Source organism: Chryseobacterium contaminans, from assembly GCF_001684955.1.
GTDB classification, from domain to species: Bacteria; Bacteroidota; Bacteroidia; order Flavobacteriales; family Weeksellaceae; genus Chryseobacterium; species Chryseobacterium contaminans.
In genome coordinates, this window is record NZ_MAYF01000298.1 from 1 (window position 1) to 21,781 (window position 21,781).

Genomic DNA, 21,781 nt, shown 5'->3' on the forward strand with positions numbered 1-21,781 from the left:
GATTTTTCATCTTCTGAATCTTTTCCTTCTTTTTTATCCTTTTTTTCGTCCGGTTTCTTGGTTACAAAAGCAAGTTGTTTCCCATTTTTACTGAACTCGTAACGGATTACATTATCATACGTTGTGCTTTTTCCATCCAGAAGATTTCGTACAACCAATTGTAAAGGCTTTACATTTTTATCTTCCTCTTTATTTTCATCACCGTCTTCCTTATCCGAAGATTTATCTTTTGTATCTTCCAGAAGATAGGCAACATAAGAGCCAGCTTTTTCAGGGATTTTAAATGTTTTTACATTGGGGATTTTCTCCGTTTTATCATTTAAAACATCAACAATGGCAAGGCTGTCTTTTGTTAATTTATTTTTTTTAAGCTTTTTATCTTTTACCGCTTTTATATCTTTATACTGCGGACGGATTTGGAAAACAGCAAATCTGGAATCATTTGTAAAATCTACTTTGGTTCCTCTCGCAAATGTCTTTGACGTTTTATTTTTAACGGAATATAAAAAAAGGTTAGAATTTCCTTCCTGCGGATCTACAGAATAGGCGATCCATTTTCCATCATTTGAGATTTTTCTCATGCCTAGATTTTGCCAGCTGTCATAAACAGAATGGTCTAAAGGCTTCTTCTGTCCATACAGGCAACACACCATCATGAGCAGAAGAAAAACTGTACATTTCATCTTCATTTTTAAAAATTTTTAAAGGATTAAAAGTATGATATTTCTTTGACAAATCCTCACGATTTTTCGTTTATAACCATTGAAAAAATGTCATTCTGTCACTTTCCGCTTCATGGTATTTTTTTTGAGAAAGATTTTAAAAATTAAAAAAATCTAAAATATTATGACGAAAGGAAATATTAATGTATCGGTGGAAAATATTTTCCCACTTATTAAAAAGTTTCTTTACAGCGACCACGAAATATTCTTAAGAGAGCTGATTTCCAATGCTACGGATGCTACTTTGAAACTGAAACATTTAACAAGTATTGGTGAAGCAAAAGTAGAATACGGAAATCCGAAACTTGAAGTTAAAATTGATAAAGAACAAAAAACGCTGCGTATTATAGACCAAGGTATTGGTATGACCGGTGAAGAAGTTGAAAAATACATCAACCAGGTGGCTTTCTCCGGAGCTGAAGAGTTCTTAGAGAAATATAAAGACACAGCAAAGGATTCAGGAATTATCGGACATTTCGGTCTTGGGTTCTACTCTGCTTTCATGGTAGCTGAAAAAGTAGAAATCCTTACCAAATCTTATAAAGATGAACCAGCTGTAAGATGGATCTGCGACGGAAGCCCGGAGTTTACTTTAGAAGAAACTACTGATAAAACGGACAGAGGAACAGAAATCATTCTTCACATTGCAGAAGATTCTGTAGAGTTTTTAGAAGAAGGAAAAATCCGTGAACTTCTACTGAAATATAACAAATTCATGCCTGTTCCAATTAAATTCGGAACAAAAACACATACCCTTCCTTTACCAGAAGATGCTCCGGAAGATGCTGTTGCAGAAACTGAGGAAGTGGATAACATCATCAACAATCCTACTCCGGCATGGACAATTGCTCCAAGTGACCTTACCAACGAGGATTATATGAAGTTCTACCACGAGCTTTATCCAATGCAGTTTGAGGAACCTCTATTCCACATTCACTTGAATGTAGATTATCCTTTCAACCTTACAGGAGTTCTATTCTTCCCGAAATTAAGCAACAACTTAAATATTGATAAGGATAAAATACAGCTATACCAAAACCAGGTATTCGTGACCGATGAAGTAAAAGGTATTGTACCAGACTTCCTGATGCTTCTAAGAGGAGTAATTGATTCTCCGGATATTCCGTTGAACGTTTCCCGTTCTTATCTTCAGGCAGATGGTGCTGTAAAGAAGATCTCTTCTTATATCACTAAAAAAGTAGCTGATAAAATGGCTTCTCTCATCAATGAAAACCGTGAGGACTATGAACAGAAATGGAATGATATTAAAGTAGTTATCGAATACGGAATTGTTACAGAAGAAAAGTTTGCTGAAAAAGCTGATAAATTCACTTTATACCCTACAACAGACGGAAAATTCTTCCTTTGGAACGAATTGGTAGACAAAATCAAACCTAATCAAACCGATAAGGATAACAAGCTTGTAGTTCTTTATGCAACTAATGCAGATGAGCAGCACAGCTATATCCAATCTGCAAAAGATAAAGGATATGAAGTATTGCTGTTAGATTCTCCAATCATTTCACACGTTATCCAGAAACTGGAAACTACAAAGGAAAATATTTCATTCGCAAGAGTAGATGCAGATCATATCAACAGTCTTATCAAAAAAGATGAGCCTGTTATTTCAAAACTGAATGAAACTGAAAAGGAATCATTGAAAAAGAATGTGGAAGAAGCAATCAAAGATTCTAAATTCACCGTTCAGCTTGAAGATCTGGACAGCAATGATGCTCCATTTACCATTACCCAGCCTGAGTTCATGAGAAGAATGAAAGAAATGCAGGCAACCGGCGGTGGCGGAATGTTTGGAATGGGTGGCTTCCCGGAAATGTACAATCTGGTAGTGAACTCCAACAGTGAACTTTCTAATCAGATCTTAAAAACTGAGAATGCTGAGGAAAAAGAAAACTTAATCAAATATGCTTTGGATCTGGCCAAGTTATCTCAAAATCTACTGAAAGGAAAAGACCTTACAGATTTTATACAGAGAAGCTATAAGCAACTTGAAAAATAATTTATTAAAGACTGTTTCAAATGAAGCAGTCTTTTTTTTGCATTAAATGTTGGAAACGTAAAGGCGTAGATTTTTTTAATAAACATAATGTAGATAAATACTTTATACCAGTGCATTTATCCAACAAAAAAGCAGAAAAACTCAATCGGCTCATTTAACAAATGATAAAAAAACATCCCTCTATGAGACTTTCTTCAAGTGCTTGGGCTGCATTCCGTTTTTAAGTTTTATCTTTGCAAAAATTATAAAAATGAGCAAACCGATAACTGAATTCATAGAAAAGTATTACCTGCACTTCAACGCAGCTGCATTGGTGGATGCTTCTAAAGGATATGTTGCACATCTTAAAGATGGTGGAAAAATGATGATTACTTTGGCAGGAGCAATGTCTACTGCTGAATTAGGAAAAATTCTTGCAGAAATGATCCGTCAGGGGAAAGTAGATTTTATCTCTTGTACAGGAGCTAACCTTGAAGAAGATTTAATGAACCTTGTAGCACACACTCACTATGAAAGAGTTCCACACTACAGAGATCTTACACCACAAGAAGAATGGGATCTATTGGAAAGAGGTCTAAACAGAGTTACGGATACTTGTATTCCTGAAGAAGAAGCTTTCAGAAGATTACAGAAGCACATCGTGGAAATCTGGAAAGATGCAGAAGCTAAGGGAGAAAGATATTTCCCACACGAATATATGTACAAAATGATTCTTTCAGGAGTATTGGAGCAGTACTATGAGATTCCTAGAGAAAACTCTTGGATGATTGCAGCTGCAGAAGCAAACTTACCAATCGTAGTTCCAGGATGGGAAGATTCTACAATGGGGAACATCTTCGCATCTTACTGTATCAAAGGAGAGCTTAAAGCTACTACAATGAAATCAGGGATCGAATATATGACTTACCTTGCAGACTGGTATACTAAAAACTCAGGAGGAAAAGGAGTTGGATTCTTCCAGATTGGTGGAGGTATCGCAGGAGATTTCCCTATCTGTGTAGTACCAATGTTATATCAGGATATGGAAATGCATGACATTCCTTTCTGGTCTTATTTCTGCCAGATTTCTGATTCTACTACATCTTACGGTTCTTATTCGGGTGCAGTTCCTAATGAAAAAATCACTTGGGGTAAATTAGATATCACTACACCGAAGTTTATCGTTGAAAGTGATGCAACTATCTGTGCACCATTAATGTTCTCTTACATCCTTGAGAATGCTTAAGAAATAAACTCTTTACGAGATTACAATATGAGCGCTTCCATTTGGGAGCGCTTTTTTATTTATACTTTAATATTTTTAGATCTCTCGCAGATTTAGCTGATCACGCAGATTTTGAGTGGAAAATATGACTGGAAGGTTGGAAATCGCAAAGATTTCCAACAAATCTGCGTAATCAGCAAGATCTGCGAGCAAAATATTTAAGCATCATTTATATCTGTGAAAACCTGTGTTATCCGTGGGAAAATAGAAATCAATCCAAAGAATTAACCAGCACAAAATAACGATACGCCAGAATTCCCTTTTCTATTTTTGTCAGTTTATTCGGATCCTTATTACTCAGCTTCGGAAGAATCTTTTTATTAATTACATTCAGTAAACGGAAAAATGATTTTTTCATATCTTTATCTTTTAATGAAACATCATTGAAACGGTAAGAGTTCAAAAATGATGCAAAAACTCAATATTCTCTTCCTAAGACTTTAGATATGGACGAAATTTTCAAACAGCAGGTATACGAAGTAGCCAGACTTATTCCCAAAGGAAGAGTTTCTACTTATGGAGCAATAGCTAAGGCAGTAGGTTATCCCAATCATTCCCGTCATGTAGGAAAAGCAATGGGTGGTTGTCCTGAAGATGTTCCTGCACATCGTGTCATTTCCAGTTCAGGAACCTTATCTGTCCCGGAGTTCCAGAAGAAGTTAGAAGCAGAAGGAGTTACTGTGGAAAACTTAAGAATAAAAGGTTTTAAAAAACTGTTCTGGGATCCAATGAATGAATTATAAAAGTGATTTTTAATAATCATATCAAAATAAATTCATGCCCTCGTGGCAAAAAAATAAGTGTTTTTGTAAACGCATAGTTTTTATTTTGATACTGCATAATTTACTGGAAGCAAAGATGGAATCAATGAAATTGATTCTTATGAAGTGTATAACCATAAAGTTTCATCATTGGCGGAGCCAGAACTTTTAGCCTCCTAAAAGCATAAGCCTTTTATCATCAACTTTGCGTTAAAATAATCTCCCACAGATTTTGCAGATTACACAGATACAATTACTGCGAGAATTATGTTTGTGGCATCGGTGAAATTATTAGTGCTTTTCACGTTTAAAGAAAAAATACATCAGGAATTTTATATAAAGAAATCTTTCAATACTAAAAAAATATCACCCATATAGTGATATGAGTGATACAAATATTTTCGCAGTCTAAAACTGTATTGTTATTTCTTTGCTCGTGTTGAAGGACTTTGAGAACCTTTCAATTCTTCTTTCAATCTTGCATTTTCTTCTTTTAATAAAGTAATATAATCTTGTAAGTTTTCAATAACAGCACCAGGAATATTATCATAATTAGTCTGGTTAGTGATTGCTCCTGCAGAAATAGATTTATCATTAAATACAGGATGGTCATAATTAACAACGACTGCTGCTGTATCATCTTCATAAATATCTTCAACCGGTACTTCTAAGAAACGGGCAATTTTGTTCCATTCATCTTGAATAATTCTTACATCACCACTTTCTTTTCTGCTATAGTTAGATACATCCGTAGCGATGTAATCAGCTACCTGCTGCTGAGTATAGCCTTTTTGCTTTCTGATAAGACGTAATTTTTCTTTTTGCATGACCGACATTTTATACAAAAATGGCAAAAAAGCACAATGTATACAATAGAAAACTTGAAAAAATGCCGATAAATTTTCACCATTGAGGGAAAATTAACCATAAAAATAACAAAAGCTTTATTTAAAAACACTTTAGCTCACTTAAGTAAGATTAAAATAAAATTTTCTAAAAGATCAAATCAGAAGAAAATATAAGATTTTCAAAAACTTAAGGAATTAAAATCTTTACAGTTAAAGATATTTTATATCTCTCAGGTTACGCAGACTTTTCAGTCAGGGTAATTAGGGTTTTCCAATCCTCTCACAATGTGTACATATTTAATTTTAATCATCATGAAAAAGTTACGCGTCGATTTCCACCTTCACCTCTCTCTTATTCCAAACAGAAAACGCAGTCCAAACAGACTACGTTTTCTTCGTAAATTCAACCCTATATGTCAAAGTTTTATCCTTCCCAGGCTTCCACTTTTACAATTTCAATTTTTCTTTCCCCTTCTCTGAAAGGCCACTCAATGATATCTCCTACTTTGTAACCAACTACTGCAAGAGCAATATTGGAAAGAATGGAGTGTTTATTCTTTTTAAGCTTTTCTTTGGCAGAGGGCACAAAAATATATTCATGTTGAGTATTCAGCGTATGATCTTTTAAAGTTACTTTTCTGTTCACTGTTACAACATCTTCGGGCAGATCTCTTCTCAATACCTGCTTTGCTTTTCTCAGTTCTTCAGTTAATCTTTTCTCTTCTCCGATGCTTACTTTTTTTCTTCTGAGTGTATCTTTTATAGCATCATAAATTCCTGTGGTTACCGTAATATGATCGGACATTTTTTCAATTTTTAAGATAAAATGCAGTATTTCCCGAACGATCCAATGTAGAATCCAGGCACAGATCTGCCTAATTCTATAGAAAACCGCAAAAAAATAATAAATAAAAAGTCTGGAATAGTTCCCTGCCTTGGATCCTGACAGGGCCTAATTGATAAAGTCCTTGGAACTTTTCAGAAAAGAATCAGTATGTAAATACAATAATGACAGCAATAATCCTGCTTGCCTGCGCTCTGCTGATAAAAAGATGGTTGCTGTCATTATGATATTGTTGTTAATTCTAACAAAGATAGAACTTAAAAATGGAATGTGGCAACTCCACTTAAAGAAACTCTGGTTAATCCTTCTTTTGCATCACCCAGCTCCATTGTTGTTCCATTAATTTTCATTTTGGTTAATGTTCCCGCTGTCATACTTAGTTTAGGTCCTATAAAAATATGTTCAGATAGTGCATATTGATACCCCAAACCAGCATCCAGTCCTATACTGGATCCGGTTCCTTTTACATTACCGGTTTTTGTTGTGTAGGAAATAATCCCTAATGATCCATCAACAAACAGTTTATGTTTTGTTGGTTCGCTATAATTGGAATACATGATAGAAGTCCCAATAAAAGTAATATTATCTGTTGTACTTATAGGCACAGAAATGGTACCTCTTTGAGAATTATTTACAGTGATCATTCCATTGCTTGATGCGCTGTAATTCGAAAATTTCAGTCCGATACCCACCTTATTGATGTGATAATAAGCAGAAATATCAAAATGAAGCCCGCTTTTTAAACCTTTAATATAGTCTTTTTCTTGTTTTGAAAATCCTGAAGGGGTTTCGGCAACTCTCCAGGCATATCCTACAGAAGGAACAAATGAAAATTTTTGGGCAAAAGAAAATAAAGAAGTCGAAACAGCTCCCAGTAGCATTAGTTTTTTAATCATTTTTGAAAAATTTCCGGCAAAAATAGGGCTTTCCGTGAAAGTAGCCACTAAAATTTAAACCTTCTATTTTCTTTTTTATCAGAAAGCTTCTTTTTGCTATCCAATCGCTTTTGTTTTTGAGCTCTGGAAGGCATTGTAGCAGTCCTCTTTTTAGGAATAATAAGTGCTTTATTGACAATCTCCGTTATTTTTTCGATAGCTTTATTTTTATTCATCAGCTGGGTTCTGCTTTCAGACACTGTTAAAAATAAAAATCCATCTGCATTGATCCTGTTTTTTAATTTTTCCTGAATCAATGCTTTTTCATCATCATTAAAAAGCTCAGAAGCCATCACTTTCCAAAGTACAGTTACCGAAGTCTCCACTTTATTGACATTCTGCCCTCCTGCTCCGCTACTGCGGGACGTTTTGAAACCGAGTTCTTTTGAAAAGTCTTTCATTGTTTTTAAATTTTAGAATGTAGATTCCGAAATCAGGAATTAAATATTTTCACTTATCAATTTGTACAAGTCCAGTCTATTAACCTTCCCATTAGGAGTTCTTGGGATTTTATCTATAAAAATAATTTCTTTTGGCCTGTGAAAATTCTTTTCAAAAGAAATTGCTGAAATTTTCTGAATCACCTCATCAGAGTGATTTCCTTCGATAATCAATATCAATTTTTGGCCCAAACTTTCATCAGGCAGTCCTACAAAGATGGCTTCATTAGGAATTTCTTTTTTAACTAATTTTTCTAATGCTTCCGGAAAAATTTTTGCTCCACCTGAATTAATTACATTATCTATTCGCCCTAGAAATTTAAATTGTTTATTATTTTTAATTTCAACTAAATCATTCGTTACCAATACTTCGGCATTCACATTAGGTGCAAAAATGGTCAGGCAGCCTCTTTCATCCAGAGAAATGGAAACATTTTCAAAAACGGTAAAATACTCTTCCGGATGAGGCATCAGTTGTTTTAACCCAATGTGAGATAGCGTTTCAGACATTCCGTAGGTTTCAAAAATATGGTTTGAACGGTCCAGATTCATCTGAAGAATTTTATTTTTCAGACTTTCAGAAACTGCCGCTCCGCCAATAATCAGGTTTTTGATTAAATGTAGTTTATCTAATGAGTTTTCCACCTGAAGCGGGGTCATTGCACAAAAATCTACTTCCTGATCCAGATTTTCAACAGGGTGTAATGATGGCTCGCTTACGATTAACCTGAGTTTTCTTTCCATGGAACGTACTATCATCATTTTACCTGAAATATATTCTACAGGCAGGCATAATAATGCTGTATCCCCTTCTTTTAAGCCTAAAAAATTGCAGGTCATTACTGCGGAATTAATCATTTTCTTTTTTTCTATCCCGAAAATTTTAGGAACTCCTGTGGAACCTGAAGTCTGTACATTTACCGTTTCTCCTTCAGAAGACCATTCTTCTAAAAAATTTCTTACTTTTTTTTCAAACTCAGAATCGAAAGATAATTGGTTAATATTGAGATTATTGAAGTCTATCAGCATATTTTCCGTAAATAAAATCTACAGTAAATTTAAAAAAAAATTCAAAAAGTTCTTGTAAGTATAGAAAAAAGCTGTAAATTTGCACCACTAAAACAAACAGAGACCCATGGTGTAGCGGTAACACTACTGATTTTGGTTCAGTCATCTGGGGTTCGAATCCCTGTGGGTCTACAAACCATCCTTTTTAAGGATGGTTTTTGTTTTTATAATGATTCATAAAAAAACAGATACTAATGTACCTGTTTTTTATTACAACTTTTTTAATTACATCCCCTACAATAACTTTTATCAACATATTCTTTATTCCCTCCGGAAGACAGATAATAACATCCTCCTTTTTCACCCGTATAAAGTGTATGACCATTATACTTACAATATCCCGATTCGCTTCCACTTCCTCCACAAGAATAAATAACAGATGTAGAAATTAATATAAGCAGTGCTATTAATTTTTTCATGTTTTCTAGCTTTTAATTTTCTACAAAACTAAATCAAGCCCCAAATAAAAAAATACGGGAAACCATAACAAATAAAAAGACCTCCAAAGGAGATCTTTTTTTACTATATACCCAGTTGATTACTTTTTCAAATCATCAATTTCATCCTGTATGGATTTTATCTTATCTCTAAGCTCCTGACTTACTTTTCCAGGAATCTTTTTCACTTTTCTAAGATCTAAAGCCAGCATAATAGAAGCTATTCCCATAAAAATAAAGGAAACCCCCGTTAAGGTTACCAAAGAAATCCCTGTAAATATTGGGTTAAATATCAGCAATAAAGAAAAAATAATTCCTCCTACACTTGCTAAAGCTACATTTCCCCAACTCATTATCTTCATACTTTTCAGATCAAAAGCAAAACCCAGCAGCTGAAAGGAACGGAATAAAAGAGTAAACCCTACAACAAATGGAAGAATAGACATTGAAATCTGCGGATAAGCAATCAGATAAACTCCAATAGCTGTGGTTAGAAGTCCACTTACAAGGAACCATCCCCAACCCTGAAGGGATTTACTGTTTTGTATGGAAAAAAAGATCTCTGTGATCCCCGAAAATAGAAATGAAACACTAAAAAATATGGAAAGTGTTACATATGTTGCCAGTGGCACACTGAATACATAAAAGCCGCAGATCAGAAATAAAATTCCAAAAATCAATGGAATATACCAATGTTTAACTGTGTTGGTAAGTGTTTGAAATAGATTAGCCATAGGAGTGTTTTTTAAGTATGCCTACTTTGTGATGCGGTGTTCGGCTTGTCCGCCGGAATTTCAACATCAGATGTTAATTTTCACCTAAATTTGAATAATACCTTATTACCAATTTACAAAAAAAATAACAGATCAGGCCATCATCATGCTATTCTTACCTTTACTTTATATCATTTTTATATCCTGACTTGTCTAAAAAGCTTTCTGTTTCTGCTGTATTGCTGAAATCCAGATTCATAATGGTTTTGACGGCAGATTTTTTGTCTTTTGATCTTTCATAGAATCTTTTGGTAATAATATATCCTATGAAATATCCAAGGTCTGCCGGTCTGTCTTTTATGGTGGCAGTGTTGGACAGCCAATTCTGAAAGTCTTCATCATTCATTTCTTTTTGAAAATTATTCCATAAAGAGTTTTGATGCTGCATTCCATATTCAATATAAGGTGCTTCCACTTTTTTTCCGGTTAGCAGTTCAGCAATAAAATCAGCAGAACCTTCTTTTAAACAAAGCCCCAATAAGTTTGTTGTAGTTCCTTTTAAATTTTGTTGGGTATGAACCAGTTCATGAGCGGTAAGAAAAATCACTCCTGAGTTGATCTTCATCCTGTCCTGATAATTTTTGGATAGTTCTGAATAATCTACAGTTTTATCAGAAGCTGCTAACTCAGACCCAATGATAAGATTTCCATTAATGACTGTTCCGCCACCCTTAAGATTCCCTATCGTGAAATAGATCTTTGGTGGAGAAAAACCAGCGTATAATTGACTGAAATTTTGGTAAAGACTTTCTATATTTTTAAAATCTTTTTGAATGTCCTCTGTTTTACTTCTAATGGAATTCCAGAATTTCGGTTTTGACTCAAAGGATTCAATCCATTGCCCGGACGTAAAGTTTCTTGACTGAATAAAATCTCTTAGTCCAGGAGTTGCTTTGTCAACATACAGCTTTTGAAATGTGGATATCTTTTCTGCCAGATCATTAATCTTCCGAACCTCATCATAAGCCGTCCAAAATTTTTTAATATCGGAAGTTTCAATATACTTATTAAAATCAGTCTTCTGGGCAACAGACAGAGCTGAAAACAAGCACACCAGCAATAGCGAAAATAAACGTTTCATCCAGAATACTTTTAAAATAAAATATGGTTTCTGTACACTAAAAAGTTTCCAAAAACCATATTGTTTATTGTATTTAATAACCTTTAATTCGGTTTATATAATTTATACATGGCGAATAAAAATCCTATCCAGATCGGAATCAGAATTACCTGAATTTCCATTCCTGTAATGCTCATCAATCCTAAAATAAGCACTAAAAACACAATACAGATATAGTTGGAAACCGGATAAAATATAGATGGAAATTTCGATTGAACACCTTCTTTAGTGATGGTTTTCTTAAATTTCAAATGCGTGTAGCAGATCATCAGCCAGTTGATAATCAATGTTGATACTACCAGTGCCATCAGATACTGAAATGCTTTTTCCGGTACTAACTTATTAATGATAATACAGATTCCTGCAAAACATGAAGAAACAAGAATGGCGTTGATAGGAACAGAGTTTTTGTTCAACTTCTTCAGAAATTTAGGGGCATTCCCCTGTTGGGCCAATCCAAAAAGCATACGGCTGTTACTGTAAACACTACTGTTATATACAGACAAAGCAGCAGTCAGTACAATAAGATTAAGCACATTCGCAATCAATACATTGAACTGTATTACTTTACCAAAAAGGCTGAATTCCAATCCATTTAAATTTTCAAACACCATTACAAACGGGCTTGAGCCTTCCGTAATTTCTCTCCATGGGCTTAATGAGAACAGGATCACCAAAGCTCCTACATAGAAAATCAAAATTCTGTAAATGACCTGGTTAGTTGCCTGTGGAATTGTTTTCTCAGGGTTTTTAGCTTCAGCAGCCGTAATCCCAATCAGTTCCAATCCTCCGAAAGAGAACATAATCATGGCCATTGCTGCAAATAATCCGGAGAATCCGGTTTCCGTTTTATTGAACAATCCTTTCGGAAAGAAACCGCCATCATTCCATAAGTTGGTCACAGTTGCTTTTTCTCCTCCTGTTCCACTTATCAACAGATAAACTCCGAAAACAATCATTGCAATAATAGCTATTACTTTGATGATGGAGAACCAGAATTCGGTTTCACCATAGACTTTTACAGAAGCAAGATTAAGTGCCGTGATGACTACGAAAAAGAATAAACTGGATACCCAGAGTGGTATTTCCGGCCACCAGAAATGGATATAATGGCCAATAGCCGTAAGCTCAGCCATACTTACAAGAATATAAAGAATCCAGTAATTCCAGCCTGAGGCAAAACCTGGGAAATTTCCCCAATATTTATAGGCAAAGTGACTAAAACTTCCCGATACCGGCTCCTGAACCACCATTTCACCTAGCTGACGCATAATGAAGAAGGCTATAATTCCAGCTAAGGCATATCCTAAAATTACTGAGGGGCCTGCCAATACTGCTGCCGGCCCGATTCCCAGAAATAATCCTGTTCCTATGGCACCTCCAAGGGCAATTAATTGTATATGTCGATTTGTTAATCCTCTAACTAAAGTCTCGTTTTGTCCTGTATTTTTTTCGTTGCTCATTGAATGAATTATTCGGTCGCTAAATATATAAAAACTTTTCAGAGAAATTCACATTCCATGGGGTAAACTGGTAAATCAGCCGAATTTTTCTATTTTTATAATCCCTAAAATTTCCCTGTGTTTTTTTATCTGTATAAAACAGCATACAGGAGTTGTTCTGAAAATGGAATGCAAAATTTTCAAAAGTCTTTATAAAATAATGACCTTAACCGGTAAGTTAAGGTCATTATTCTATAAAAAACACTCCTAATTAGCTATTTTATAACCATAGATAGAAGCTGCTGTTACCTGATACTAGGCCCCTAAATTATTCAGTTGTGCTGCTGATGCCATACTTACTGTTTCTCCTGCATTCAGATGAACAACTGCAGAAACGATTCCTGATGCAAAAATTCCCGGATTGGTATGGTAGTTCTGTACAAGCTGATTATTCGGAGTTGTGGTAAAATTCTTTACAAGATATAGCACACACCATGCAAAGGCTGGTTGCCCCACAACCTCTGAGTTATCAAACTGAGCGGAGCCATAAACCATATAATAACCTTCTGTAGGAGCGGTAAACCGTCCTGTTAAAAGATCAACTCCGTTTGCTGTATTGATGGACATTCCCTGAGGATATTTGATTTCCGTTTTTACCCATGCACCTCCGGTTGTGGCAGTACAATTCTGTTTAACGGCATTCTGCTGGGCTGAAGAGAAAAGATAGGTTTGTGAAACCGGTGGCATGCTGTTAGAACTTGAAAACAATACCAACTCCCATGTTGTTCCTGTTACAGTACCTTTGCTTACCAAAAAAGCATAATACCCTGCCGGAATGGTAATATTAGGAACTCCTGCCCCGGTTTGGGTGTCAATCAGCTCTGTTCCATTAGCTGCAATAATAAGGTTTCCGGTACCTGTATTTTTAAAATGGTAGGTTCTTCCGGCGAAATTACCGGCCCCATTTATAGCTGCAGGCAACGTCAAGGTTCCGTCATTCGCGGAATTATATGCGGTATAATAATCATTCGGCCCTATGATTCCACTTGCAGAAACTGTTTTATAGGTTGCAGCAAATGATCCATTAACGGTCAGGCTACTGGTAGGATTGGGAGTATTGACCCCTACTTGGGCATTCATCTTCAAACCAATCAGGCCAGCACATAGAACAATGAAAGATAAATTTCTTCTCATAATCAAAAAATGTATTTAGAATCTAAGGGAATATAAACATGTATATATAATCCCAATCGTATGGTGATCAGGATTTTCATAACACTAACTTACTGTAAAAAATAAAGATTCTGCCTACGGGTTCTGTACGCATTTTTCCACAAAACTGTACGAATATTATGACATAGTAAATATGATCTGTTAATGAATTCCTTTGTAAATTTCCAACAACTCAACCAGATTGGTTATTTTTAATTTTTGGTAAACCCGTCTTTTATAAGTTCCTACTGTTGATTCCTGAATATCAAGGGCATTGGCAATTTCAAGGTTTCCGTTTCCTTTGGCCAGAAGATCAAATACCTGCAATTCTCTTTCGGACAGAATTTCTGTTGGGCTTTTCTTTTGCATCTGCATCATCATTTCATTCAGTACTTCAGGGGTATAATAATAACCATCTTTAAAAATACCTTCTACTGTTTTTACAAAAGTTTCAGCATCGCTCAGCTTATTTAAAAATCCATTCGCTCCTTCCTGAATATACTGTAAGGCAAAACTTTCTTTATAGGAAGTAAAAATCAAGATCAGAATATCCTTATTATTTTTTTTTATTTCTTTAACCATTGATTTGAAAGTACTTCCGGGAAGTTCAATATCCAATATAATAAGATCAAATTTTTCATCCCTCACTTTCTCTTTCACCTCATCATAGGTAGCTGCAACATCAATTTCAAAGTCATCAAAATTCTTTTCCAGAATCAAAGCGGTACCGATTCTTACCACATGATGATCATCTGCAATTAATATTCTCTTGGTCATATTCTATATGGATTTTAATGATTGTTCCTTTGGGTTTATTTTCATGGAAAGTCATTTTACCATTGATTTTCAGCACCAGTTGGATGACCATATGCAGCCCCAATCCGTAATTTTTAAAAATCAAATGTTCATTTCCTTTTTTCTGAAAAAGTTCCGTGTAATAAGTTCTCTGTTCAGCAGACATTCCACTTCCTGTATCAGCAATGCAAATTTCTATACCTTGGTCTGAAGAATAAGTGCTGATAACAATTTCTCCGTCTGAAGTATTTTTCACTGCATTGTCTATGATATTATGAAAAACAGCCAAAAGGATATTCTTATTGAGCCTTATTGTAAGATGATGATCACAAAAATTATAGATGAATGTATTTTTCTGCGCAGCAATTTCCTGAAACAGCAGTCTTTTAGTTTCGATTACATCATAGATCAGATATTCATCATCTGTAGCATTTTCCTGTTTGTACAGTTCTGTATATTTCTTTAGGCTTAATGTAAATTTGTAAAGCTGCTCTGAGGTTTTATAAATACTGTCAAAATATTTTTTCTGAGTTTTAATATCTTCAGACTGGGTAAGCTCCTGCGAAAGAAGGGCAATAAACTTAACAGGAGTTGTAATATCATGACTGATGCTTTCTATGAGTTTTTTTTGATAGTCGGATTCGCTTTTCAGTTTATTATTGGTTTCCTGAAGTTCTTTATCTTTATGAACAAGGGTGTTTTTTAAGACCTTGTTTTTTAACCTTAAAAAATTGGTTCGGAGCTGTATAGTAATAATCAGAATTAAAATAATAAATCCGGCGACCAGAACTTTAAATGTAAAGGTCTGATAAAAATAGGCTTCTACTTCTATGGGTAAACTTCTGTAAACAAATTTCCCGTTTTCTGAAGATAAAAACCTTATCATCAGATTGTATTTACCCGGTTCTATATTAGCTAATCTGAAAGTTTTATCATTTTTAATATTGATCCACTGGCTTTCGTCTCCTCCAATGAGTTTTGCCTGCAGATAAATATTTTCAGGATCGGCATAGTAAGGAATATCGATATAGACTTCTGCATTCTTATATCCACCTTCCAGAAAAAGATGACCTTTCAGATCAAGCATTTTACCGTTGACCTTTGCTCTTTCAAGATAGATATCCTGACTTTTAGGAAAATAAGTACGGACCTCCTGGGGATTAAAGAAAACAAAACCCTCCATGGAAGGAAATACAAACTGCACGTTATCTAAAATATTGGCACAGGGATCTGCGCTTCCATTGAATTCATTATTCAAAAAACCATGTTCTTTGGTGTATCGGTAATAAGGAACAGGCTCTCCAGGTCTTTTCAAAGATTCCAAAAGTTGGGTTTTATTAATTTTAAATAATCCGTTATTAGACGAAATCCATAAATTCGAGTGGGCATCTTCCAAAATATAATGAGCATTAGCCAAAAAATCATTTTTATCCACAGGAATTCTGATCACTTTATGGTCTTTCAGTAAAAATATCCCCTGGTTATAAGTAGTCAGCCAAATATTTCCATCCCCGGTTCTTATGATCTGTTTTACCGGAAGATTCTCCCCGATGCGTTCTATAATTTTATTCTTTGAAAGGGAGATAACACTTATTCCGTTACTGCCTCCCAAATAAAGAATATCCTTATGATATCTTAGAACCGAATCTATGTGACCTTCACTGGGAATAAACTTCACCACTCTGTTAAAATTATCGCGGTCAAATATATAGAGATAAAATTTATTTCTATCAGAAACAGATACCATATACATACCTCCATTTTTATATAGACCCGTAATTTCTTTTTTCTCAAAAGTGATAGAATCATACTTTGTAAATCCTGTATTTTTATACCTTATATGAATTGAGTTATTTTCCCTGTACACAAGATTACCAGAATCATCCTGGAAAATATACCGCTTGTCATATGACTGAGGAGCCTTATATAGCCTTTCTGACCTGTTACGATAATACCTGATACCTTCCTGGCTCAAAACAGAATTGCCCCCATAAGGAAGAGCAGCATAGCAAACCTCATCCTGGTAAGGTAAATTCTTTTTAGATACTGAAAAATCTGATAAACTCAGGATTTTAAGCCCATTAATAGAGCTTCCTATATAGAGTTTCCTGGTATCCTCATCATAAAACATCGCACCAGAAAGTTCTTTATCAATATCATTGTATTCCAGCACATAGGTAAGGGTAAGCTTTCCGTTTAAAAATTGGCTGCTATATATTTTACCATGATTAATCATAAATACCTGGTCGGTACTCTGCTGCCAGTATATTTTTGTTTCCGGATCAGTATATATGGAAGGAGCCTCCACATAAGAATATTTTCCCTGATACAATTGAAGAATCTTTTTACGGTCAGCATCGGCAACAAAAACAGCTTCCCCATGAACAAAAAGCCGTTTTAACCTGTTCCGAGAAAATCTATCATCAATTTTTATCCGTTGCTTACTCTTCTGATCTGCATAGATAATGCTGTTGTTCTCAAAATAATAAGTCCCTGTTTTCAATTGAACAAAGTAGGAATCTATATAAGAAACATATCTGGCTGTGACATTATTTTTGACAAACCTCTTATATATTCTGTTATCTTTCGGGAAATCCTGGTTAAAAATTTTACGCTGAGAAATTATCTGAGGTCTTCTCTGAGAAATCAGAAGAACATTTTTTTCGGAATTATTGAAAACTGCGATACTGTCTTTTTGGACATCGCCGTAAAAATCACCGAAACTTAGATTATTAAGCTTAAAATTTTTGTACTGAACAAAGTTACTGCCGTCATATCGCAAAACCCGGCCTTCCATAGACAGCCAGATGAAGCCATATTTATCCTTTATAATATCTTTTACGCTGTTTTGAGGCAGCCCGTTATCCATGGTAAACCATTGAATAGTATAACTTTGTCCGTTACAATATAGAAAAGATAACAATACAATAAAGGACAAAAGCTTCATTACGATTAGGCTACATTATTTTCATGACAAATATATCATAGAAAATTATAATTATTGTAAATATTTATCCACAAACATGTGAATTTTTTTCTACATAATTATTTATGAATATTTTATCTATTATAATACATTTGAAGCACCTAACACATTTTCCCTCATCAAGGCCTATACAATCAGGTTCATTACTAGAAACACAATTTTACTAAAAAACAATGACCTTCTCTATCAAACTGAGGAGGTCATTAGCTTTATGTATAAGTTTGTATTTTGTATACTAAAGGAATTCCTTGGGAACCGAAATATTATTCTTTTGCATATATTCCAGAAGGGCCTGGTATTTCTCCTGATAATCATCATCCATTCCGCATTTATGAGAAATACTGCAGATATCGGACGGCTTGATTTCTAAAATATCGGAAATCTTAGTCAGGATTTCCAGGTTGATCTTCACCTTGGAATTCTCAATATCGGAATATGCTTTTTGGGAAATCCCCATTTCGAAGGCCATATACTCCTGCGTAAGATCTTTGCTCCTACGGATTTTCCTGATATTTTGTCCACATATTTTCATCATTGCTGTTTTAGTAGTTTTCGGTATATTTTAGAAGTTTTGCTATTAGCCTTCAACAAAGTTAATAAATACCTTTGGCAAAACATTATACACGTTACATGATATTTACTTTTAACATAGAAAACGGCAAAAAATAACACCTTTTTCAGGGTAAATATCACTTCGGTAAACACTATTGGAATTTATGGAGACGCAAAAATTTAATTATGACAATAATATTGTCAGGGCATTCCTCTATGCAACAATCGCATTTGGACTCGTCGGATTTCTGCTTGGGCTTACTGCCGCATTGATGCTTTTTTATCCTGAGTTACCAGAATTTTTATTCGGTACGGATGATACAACGATTAAAAGTTTAGCTTCGGGCAATATTCAGGGATTAATTAACACTCAGGGAGCCATGGGCTTCGGAAGAATCAGAATGCTTCACACGAGTGCCGTTATTTTTGCTTTCGTCTGTAACTCCTTCTTCTGCGGTGCTTACTACAGCATGCAGAGATTACTGAAAACAAGAATGTATAGTGATACCCTTTCATGGATTCACTTCTGGTCATGGCAGTTTATGATCGTTACTGTAGTGATTACCTTCTTAATGGGAATCAACACTTCTAAAGAATATGCTGAACATGAATGGCCTATTGATATCTTAATTGCCTTCTCATGGATCGTATTCGGGATCAATATGTTCGGAACTATTGCGAAAAGAAGAGTGAGACATTTATATGTAGCGATCTGGTTCTATCTGGCCACATGGATTGCCGTAGCAATGCTTCACATCTTCAATAACCTGGAAGTTCCATTATCTTTCACAAGCTGGAAATCTTATTCTGTATATGCAGGTGTAAAAGATGCATTAGTACAATGGTGGTATGGTCATAATGCGGTAGCATTCGTATTAACAACCCCTGTATTAGGCCTTATGTATTATTTTATGCCAAAAGCAGCTCAGCGACCGGTATTCTCATACAAATTATCCATTATTCACTTCTGGTCGCTGATCTTTGTATACCTTTGGGCGGGTCCTCACCACCTTCAATATACAGCTTTACCAGCATGGGCACAGGCTGTGGGAACCGGTTTCTCTATCATGCTGATTGCACCATCCTGGGGAGGAATGCTGAATGGTCTTCTTACCTTAAGAGGAGCCTGGGATAAAGTAAGAGAAAACCCGATCCTTAAATTCTTCGTGGTAGCAGTTACCTGTTATGGGATGGCCACTTTCGAAGGACCTTTATTGGCAACCAAATCTTTAAATAAAATTGGACACTATACGGACTGGGTTATCGGTCACGTACACCTGGGAGCTCTTGGATGGAATGGTTTCATGGCATTCGGAGTGGTATACTACTTGGTTCCGATCATGTGGAGAACTAAACTCTGGTCTGTAAAATTAGCTAACTGGCATTTCTGGCTAGGAACATTAGGAATTATTTTCTACGCAGTACCCATGTATATTTCAGGGTTTACCCAGGGATTAATGTGGAAACAGTTCAACCCGGACGGAACGCTATTGTGGAAAAACTGGTTAGATACAGTAACGGCGATCATTCCTTACTTTAAAATGAGATTCTTAGGAGGTGTTTTATACCTGTCAGGAGCAATTTTAATGGTAGTCAATGTGATCAAAACCATCAAAGCCGGTTCATTCCAGAAAAATGTTCCTGCAGAAGCACCTGCATTAGCCAATATCGGAGGAACGAGAAAAGAAGGTGAAGGCGTACACCTTTGGTTAGAAAGAACTCCTACCCTGCTTTCAATCCTGGCCTTCATTACCATTGCGATTGGTGGACTTGTGGAAATTGTTCCAACATTATCACTGAAGCAAAGTGTTCCTACGATTACCGCAGTGAAACCATACACCCCATTGGAGCTGGAAGGAAGAGATTTATATATCCGTGAAGGATGTAACTCCTGCCACTCTCAGATGATCCGCCCTTTCCGTGATGAAGTAGTAAGATTTGAAGGAAAGAACGGCCAGTACTCGAAAGCCGGGGAATTCATCTACGACAGACCATTCCTTTGGGGCTCTAAGAGAACAGGACCGGATCTTCACAGAGAAGGAGGCAGAAACCCGGATTCATGGCACTTTAAACACATGTACAACCCAAGAATTACCTCTGCAGGTTCTATTATGCCGCGTTTTCCTTGGTTAATTACCAATAAACTGGACCGTACTCAGATGGTGGATAAAATGAAGTTAATGAAAAATTCATTTGATGTTCCTTACACAAAAGCTCAGATTGATTCTGCCAACCAATGGGCAGACAACCAGTCAAAAGCGATTGTACAGAGAATTTATTCTGAAGCTACTGACGTAAAAGATCAGATGGTGAAAGAAAAAACAGCAAAAGGAGCCTCTTATGTACCGCTTGAACAAAGAGAAATCGTAGCAATGATCGCGTATCTGCAAAGATTAGGAACCGACATTAAAACGACACAGATCCAAACCGCAAGTGTAGAGTAATCATTAAAAATTGATGTAATGAAAACGAGAACCCCAATTTCAATATATATCGCAGCAACGATAGGCTTAACAATCATGGCCTTCGAAATGTTCGCCAGTGATTCAGGATATTTCTCCGCCCCATTTTTCTGGGCACTGATATTGATTGCGATTATCCTGCTGATGATTATGAACTCCATCGGAGACATGATTGAAAACGAAAGTTTCAGCAGACTTTCTGAAGAAGAAAAAAAACAGTATCTGGAAGAAAAGAAAATTCCTTACTATCAGAAACTTTGGAACTCTGCTTTCAAAAAACAGTCTGCTACGGAAGAAAAAGACATCCTGATCGACCACGGTTTCGATGGAATTACAGAGCTAGACAATTCTCTTCCAAAATGGTGGATCGGTCTGTTCTGGTTCGGATGTATCTTCTGCGCCGTGTATCTGACAGCCTTTTCTTTTACAGATTATGCCCATCCGGAAGCAGAATACACAAAAGAATCTAAACTGATGCTGGCTTCCATTGCAGAGTATGAAAAAAGTGCTCCACAGATCAATCTGGAATCAGCAAAATACAGTGCAGACAATATTGCAGAAGGACAGGAATTATTTAAAACCAATTGTGTAACCTGCCATGGAGACGGAGGAAAAGGTGGTATTGGTCCTAACCTTACCGATACACACTGGATCAACATCAAAGAAAAAAGCTTATTTAAAAATGTTTTCTGGATGCTTGAAAACGGTTCTCCAAACAATCCTACGATGAGACCTTTCATTAAGGAAGGAACCATCACCGGAAGAGATGCAGAAAAAATTGCAGCCTATATTTATCATATCAACCAGGAAACGGCTCCTATTACCCAAGCTCAGGGTGGTGCCGCACCACAGGGAGAAGAGGTGAAATGGGAAAACGGAAACAACTAGATTATTATCTGATTAATACAAACCATGCCAAGCCCCCTTTACTACACTAACATTTGAATTTTCATTTTTGCTAACTAACCTTTTCAACATTAAAAAATGATTTAAAGGGGGCTTTTAAAAAACAAAATCCGCACCTTGGCTCGTCTTACTCAACTATTCACTTGACAACTACACAACTAAAAATTCCATAATAGGGCAGCCAAGGCAGGATTTTT

General features: G+C 35.6%; 19 protein-coding genes, 1 tRNA gene and 1 pseudogene. 6 read left to right on the forward strand and 15 right to left on the reverse strand.

All coding sequences use genetic code 11. The features are described from left to right. Positions 1-683, reverse strand: a pseudogene (locus BBH99_RS13795) (S9 family peptidase); the annotation flags it as partial. Between the two features lie 163 nt (positions 684-846). On the opposite strand from BBH99_RS13795, the gene htpG reads away from it, so the two are divergent. Next, entirely contained in the window at positions 847-2,739 is a 1,893-nt protein-coding gene (gene htpG / locus BBH99_RS13800; RefSeq protein WP_066696727.1) for a molecular chaperone HtpG, read from the forward strand. 250 nt (positions 2,740-2,989) lie between these two features. Continuing rightward, the gene (locus BBH99_RS13805) at positions 2,990-3,964 is read left to right on the forward strand and encodes a deoxyhypusine synthase family protein (RefSeq protein ID WP_066696735.1); all 975 of its coding nucleotides are present in this window, start codon (positions 2,990-2,992) and stop codon (positions 3,962-3,964) included. A gap of 250 nt (positions 3,965-4,214) precedes the next feature. Here BBH99_RS13805 and BBH99_RS22490 read toward each other — a convergent pair whose 3' ends face one another. Next, positions 4,215-4,361, reverse strand: a complete 147-nt coding sequence (locus BBH99_RS22490) for a hypothetical protein (RefSeq protein ID WP_165601947.1) — start codon at positions 4,359-4,361, stop codon at positions 4,215-4,217. An 88-nt stretch (positions 4,362-4,449) separates the two neighbouring features. Here BBH99_RS22490 and BBH99_RS13815 point away from each other — a divergent pair, with 88 nt between their 5' ends. After that, positions 4,450-4,746 (forward strand): MGMT family protein, encoded by a 297-nt coding sequence (locus BBH99_RS13815; RefSeq protein ID WP_066696741.1) that lies wholly within the window; start codon positions 4,450-4,452, stop codon positions 4,744-4,746. Between the two features lie 440 nt (positions 4,747-5,186). On the opposite strand, the gene BBH99_RS13820 is transcribed toward BBH99_RS13815, so the two are convergent. From BBH99_RS13820 to BBH99_RS13840, 5 genes are all read right to left on the reverse strand, one after another. Next, entirely contained in the window at positions 5,187-5,591 is a 405-nt protein-coding gene (locus BBH99_RS13820) for a helix-turn-helix transcriptional regulator (protein WP_066696744.1), read from the reverse strand. Positions 5,592-6,036: 445 nt separating this feature from the next. Next, a complete protein-coding gene (locus tag BBH99_RS13825; RefSeq protein ID WP_066696747.1) occupies positions 6,037-6,417 on the reverse strand; it encodes a GreA/GreB family elongation factor in 381 nt (126 codons plus the stop codon). Positions 6,418-6,713: 296 nt separating this feature from the next. After that, positions 6,714-7,352: a porin family protein gene (locus BBH99_RS13830; protein ID WP_123873189.1), complete on the reverse strand. Its 639-nt coding sequence runs from the start codon at positions 7,350-7,352 to the stop codon at positions 6,714-6,716. A gap of 47 nt (positions 7,353-7,399) precedes the next feature. Further along, positions 7,400-7,792, reverse strand: coding sequence for an alternative ribosome rescue aminoacyl-tRNA hydrolase ArfB (arfB, locus tag BBH99_RS13835; RefSeq protein ID WP_066696752.1), 393 nt, complete (start codon positions 7,790-7,792; stop codon positions 7,400-7,402). A gap of 39 nt (positions 7,793-7,831) precedes the next feature. After that, positions 7,832-8,860 (reverse strand): AMP-binding protein, encoded by a 1,029-nt coding sequence (locus tag BBH99_RS13840; protein ID WP_066696754.1) that lies wholly within the window; start codon positions 8,858-8,860, stop codon positions 7,832-7,834. Between the two features lie 100 nt (positions 8,861-8,960). Here BBH99_RS13840 and BBH99_RS13845 point away from each other — a divergent pair. After that, positions 8,961-9,031 (forward strand) — tRNA-Gln (locus BBH99_RS13845). Between the two features lie 89 nt (positions 9,032-9,120). Here the strand turns inward: BBH99_RS13845 and BBH99_RS13850 are convergent. The 8 genes from BBH99_RS13850 to BBH99_RS13885 all read right to left on the reverse strand — a co-directional run bounded on the left by BBH99_RS13850 (position 9,121) and on the right by BBH99_RS13885 (position 18,199). Then, positions 9,121-9,318: a hypothetical protein gene (locus tag BBH99_RS13850; protein ID WP_066696756.1), complete on the reverse strand. Its 198-nt coding sequence runs from the start codon at positions 9,316-9,318 to the stop codon at positions 9,121-9,123. 119 nt (positions 9,319-9,437) lie between these two features. Beyond that, entirely contained in the window at positions 9,438-10,070 is a 633-nt protein-coding gene (locus BBH99_RS13855) for an HdeD family acid-resistance protein (protein ID WP_066696771.1), read from the reverse strand. Positions 10,071-10,230: 160 nt separating this feature from the next. Then, positions 10,231-11,190 carry a gliding motility protein GldB-related protein gene (locus BBH99_RS13860; protein WP_083188830.1) on the reverse strand — a complete coding sequence of 320 codons (960 nt, stop codon included), beginning with the start codon at positions 11,188-11,190 and terminating at the stop codon, positions 10,231-10,233. 83 nt (positions 11,191-11,273) lie between these two features. After that, the gene (locus BBH99_RS13865) at positions 11,274-12,692 is read right to left on the reverse strand and encodes an amino acid permease (RefSeq protein ID WP_066696777.1); all 1,419 of its coding nucleotides are present in this window, start codon (positions 12,690-12,692) and stop codon (positions 11,274-11,276) included. 294 nt (positions 12,693-12,986) lie between these two features. Further along, positions 12,987-13,865, reverse strand: coding sequence for a hypothetical protein (locus tag BBH99_RS13870; protein WP_066696781.1), 879 nt, complete (start codon positions 13,863-13,865; stop codon positions 12,987-12,989). A gap of 180 nt (positions 13,866-14,045) precedes the next feature. Continuing rightward, positions 14,046-14,660 (reverse strand): response regulator transcription factor, encoded by a 615-nt coding sequence (locus tag BBH99_RS13875; RefSeq protein ID WP_066696784.1) that lies wholly within the window; start codon positions 14,658-14,660, stop codon positions 14,046-14,048. Next, positions 14,632-17,625 carry a sensor histidine kinase gene (locus tag BBH99_RS13880; RefSeq protein ID WP_066696787.1) on the reverse strand — a complete coding sequence of 998 codons (2,994 nt, stop codon included), beginning with the start codon at positions 17,623-17,625 and terminating at the stop codon, positions 14,632-14,634. The genes BBH99_RS13875 and BBH99_RS13880 overlap by 29 nt, the downstream gene beginning before the upstream one ends. Positions 17,626-17,899: 274 nt before the next feature. Beyond that, entirely contained in the window at positions 17,900-18,199 is a 300-nt protein-coding gene (locus tag BBH99_RS13885; RefSeq protein WP_228390817.1) for a helix-turn-helix domain-containing protein, read from the reverse strand. A 181-nt stretch (positions 18,200-18,380) separates the two neighbouring features. Here BBH99_RS13885 and ccoN point away from each other — a divergent pair, with 181 nt between their 5' ends. Beyond that, the gene (gene ccoN, locus BBH99_RS13890) at positions 18,381-20,660 is read left to right on the forward strand and encodes a cytochrome-c oxidase, cbb3-type subunit I (RefSeq protein WP_066696811.1); all 2,280 of its coding nucleotides are present in this window, start codon (positions 18,381-18,383) and stop codon (positions 20,658-20,660) included. 18 nt (positions 20,661-20,678) lie between these two features. Continuing rightward, on the forward strand, positions 20,679-21,566 hold the full coding sequence (locus BBH99_RS13895) for a cbb3-type cytochrome c oxidase N-terminal domain-containing protein (protein ID WP_066696789.1): 888 nt from the start codon (positions 20,679-20,681) through the stop codon (positions 21,564-21,566). Positions 21,567-21,781 lie beyond the last annotated feature (215 nt).

Excerpts from the sequence above, each read along its gene's own strand:
- BBH99_RS13885 (WP_228390817.1), bottom strand. The coding sequence starts at position 18,199 with ATGATGAAAATATGTGGACAAAATATCAGGAAAATCCGTAGGAGCAAA.
- BBH99_RS13860 (WP_083188830.1), bottom strand. The coding sequence starts at position 11,190 with ATGAAACGTTTATTTTCGCTATTGCTGGTGTGCTTGTTTTCAGCTCTG.
- BBH99_RS13895 (WP_066696789.1), top strand. The coding sequence starts at position 20,679 with ATGAAAACGAGAACCCCAATTTCAATATATATCGCAGCAACGATAGGC.
- BBH99_RS13850 (WP_066696756.1), bottom strand. The coding sequence starts at position 9,318 with ATGAAAAAATTAATAGCACTGCTTATATTAATTTCTACATCTGTTATT.
- BBH99_RS22490 (WP_165601947.1), bottom strand. The coding sequence starts at position 4,361 with ATGAAAAAATCATTTTTCCGTTTACTGAATGTAATTAATAAAAAGATT.
- ccoN (WP_066696811.1), top strand. The coding sequence starts at position 18,381 with ATGGAGACGCAAAAATTTAATTATGACAATAATATTGTCAGGGCATTC.
- BBH99_RS13870 (WP_066696781.1), bottom strand. The coding sequence starts at position 13,865 with ATGAGAAGAAATTTATCTTTCATTGTTCTATGTGCTGGCCTGATTGGT.
- htpG (WP_066696727.1), top strand. The coding sequence starts at position 847 with ATGACGAAAGGAAATATTAATGTATCGGTGGAAAATATTTTCCCACTT.
- BBH99_RS13805 (WP_066696735.1), top strand. The coding sequence starts at position 2,990 with ATGAGCAAACCGATAACTGAATTCATAGAAAAGTATTACCTGCACTTC.
- BBH99_RS13820 (WP_066696744.1), bottom strand. The coding sequence starts at position 5,591 with ATGCAAAAAGAAAAATTACGTCTTATCAGAAAGCAAAAAGGCTATACT.
- BBH99_RS13875 (WP_066696784.1), bottom strand. The coding sequence starts at position 14,660 with ATGACCAAGAGAATATTAATTGCAGATGATCATCATGTGGTAAGAATC.
- BBH99_RS13830 (WP_123873189.1), bottom strand. The coding sequence starts at position 7,352 with ATGATTAAAAAACTAATGCTACTGGGAGCTGTTTCGACTTCTTTATTT.
- BBH99_RS13840 (WP_066696754.1), bottom strand. The coding sequence starts at position 8,860 with ATGCTGATAGACTTCAATAATCTCAATATTAACCAATTATCTTTCGAT.
- BBH99_RS13880 (WP_066696787.1), bottom strand. The coding sequence starts at position 17,625 with ATGAAGCTTTTGTCCTTTATTGTATTGTTATCTTTTCTATATTGTAAC.
- BBH99_RS13825 (WP_066696747.1), bottom strand. The coding sequence starts at position 6,417 with ATGTCCGATCATATTACGGTAACCACAGGAATTTATGATGCTATAAAA.
- BBH99_RS13815 (WP_066696741.1), top strand. The coding sequence starts at position 4,450 with ATGGACGAAATTTTCAAACAGCAGGTATACGAAGTAGCCAGACTTATT.
- BBH99_RS13865 (WP_066696777.1), bottom strand. The coding sequence starts at position 12,692 with ATGAGCAACGAAAAAAATACAGGACAAAACGAGACTTTAGTTAGAGGA.
- arfB (WP_066696752.1), bottom strand. The coding sequence starts at position 7,792 with ATGAAAGACTTTTCAAAAGAACTCGGTTTCAAAACGTCCCGCAGTAGC.
- BBH99_RS13855 (WP_066696771.1), bottom strand. The coding sequence starts at position 10,070 with ATGGCTAATCTATTTCAAACACTTACCAACACAGTTAAACATTGGTAT.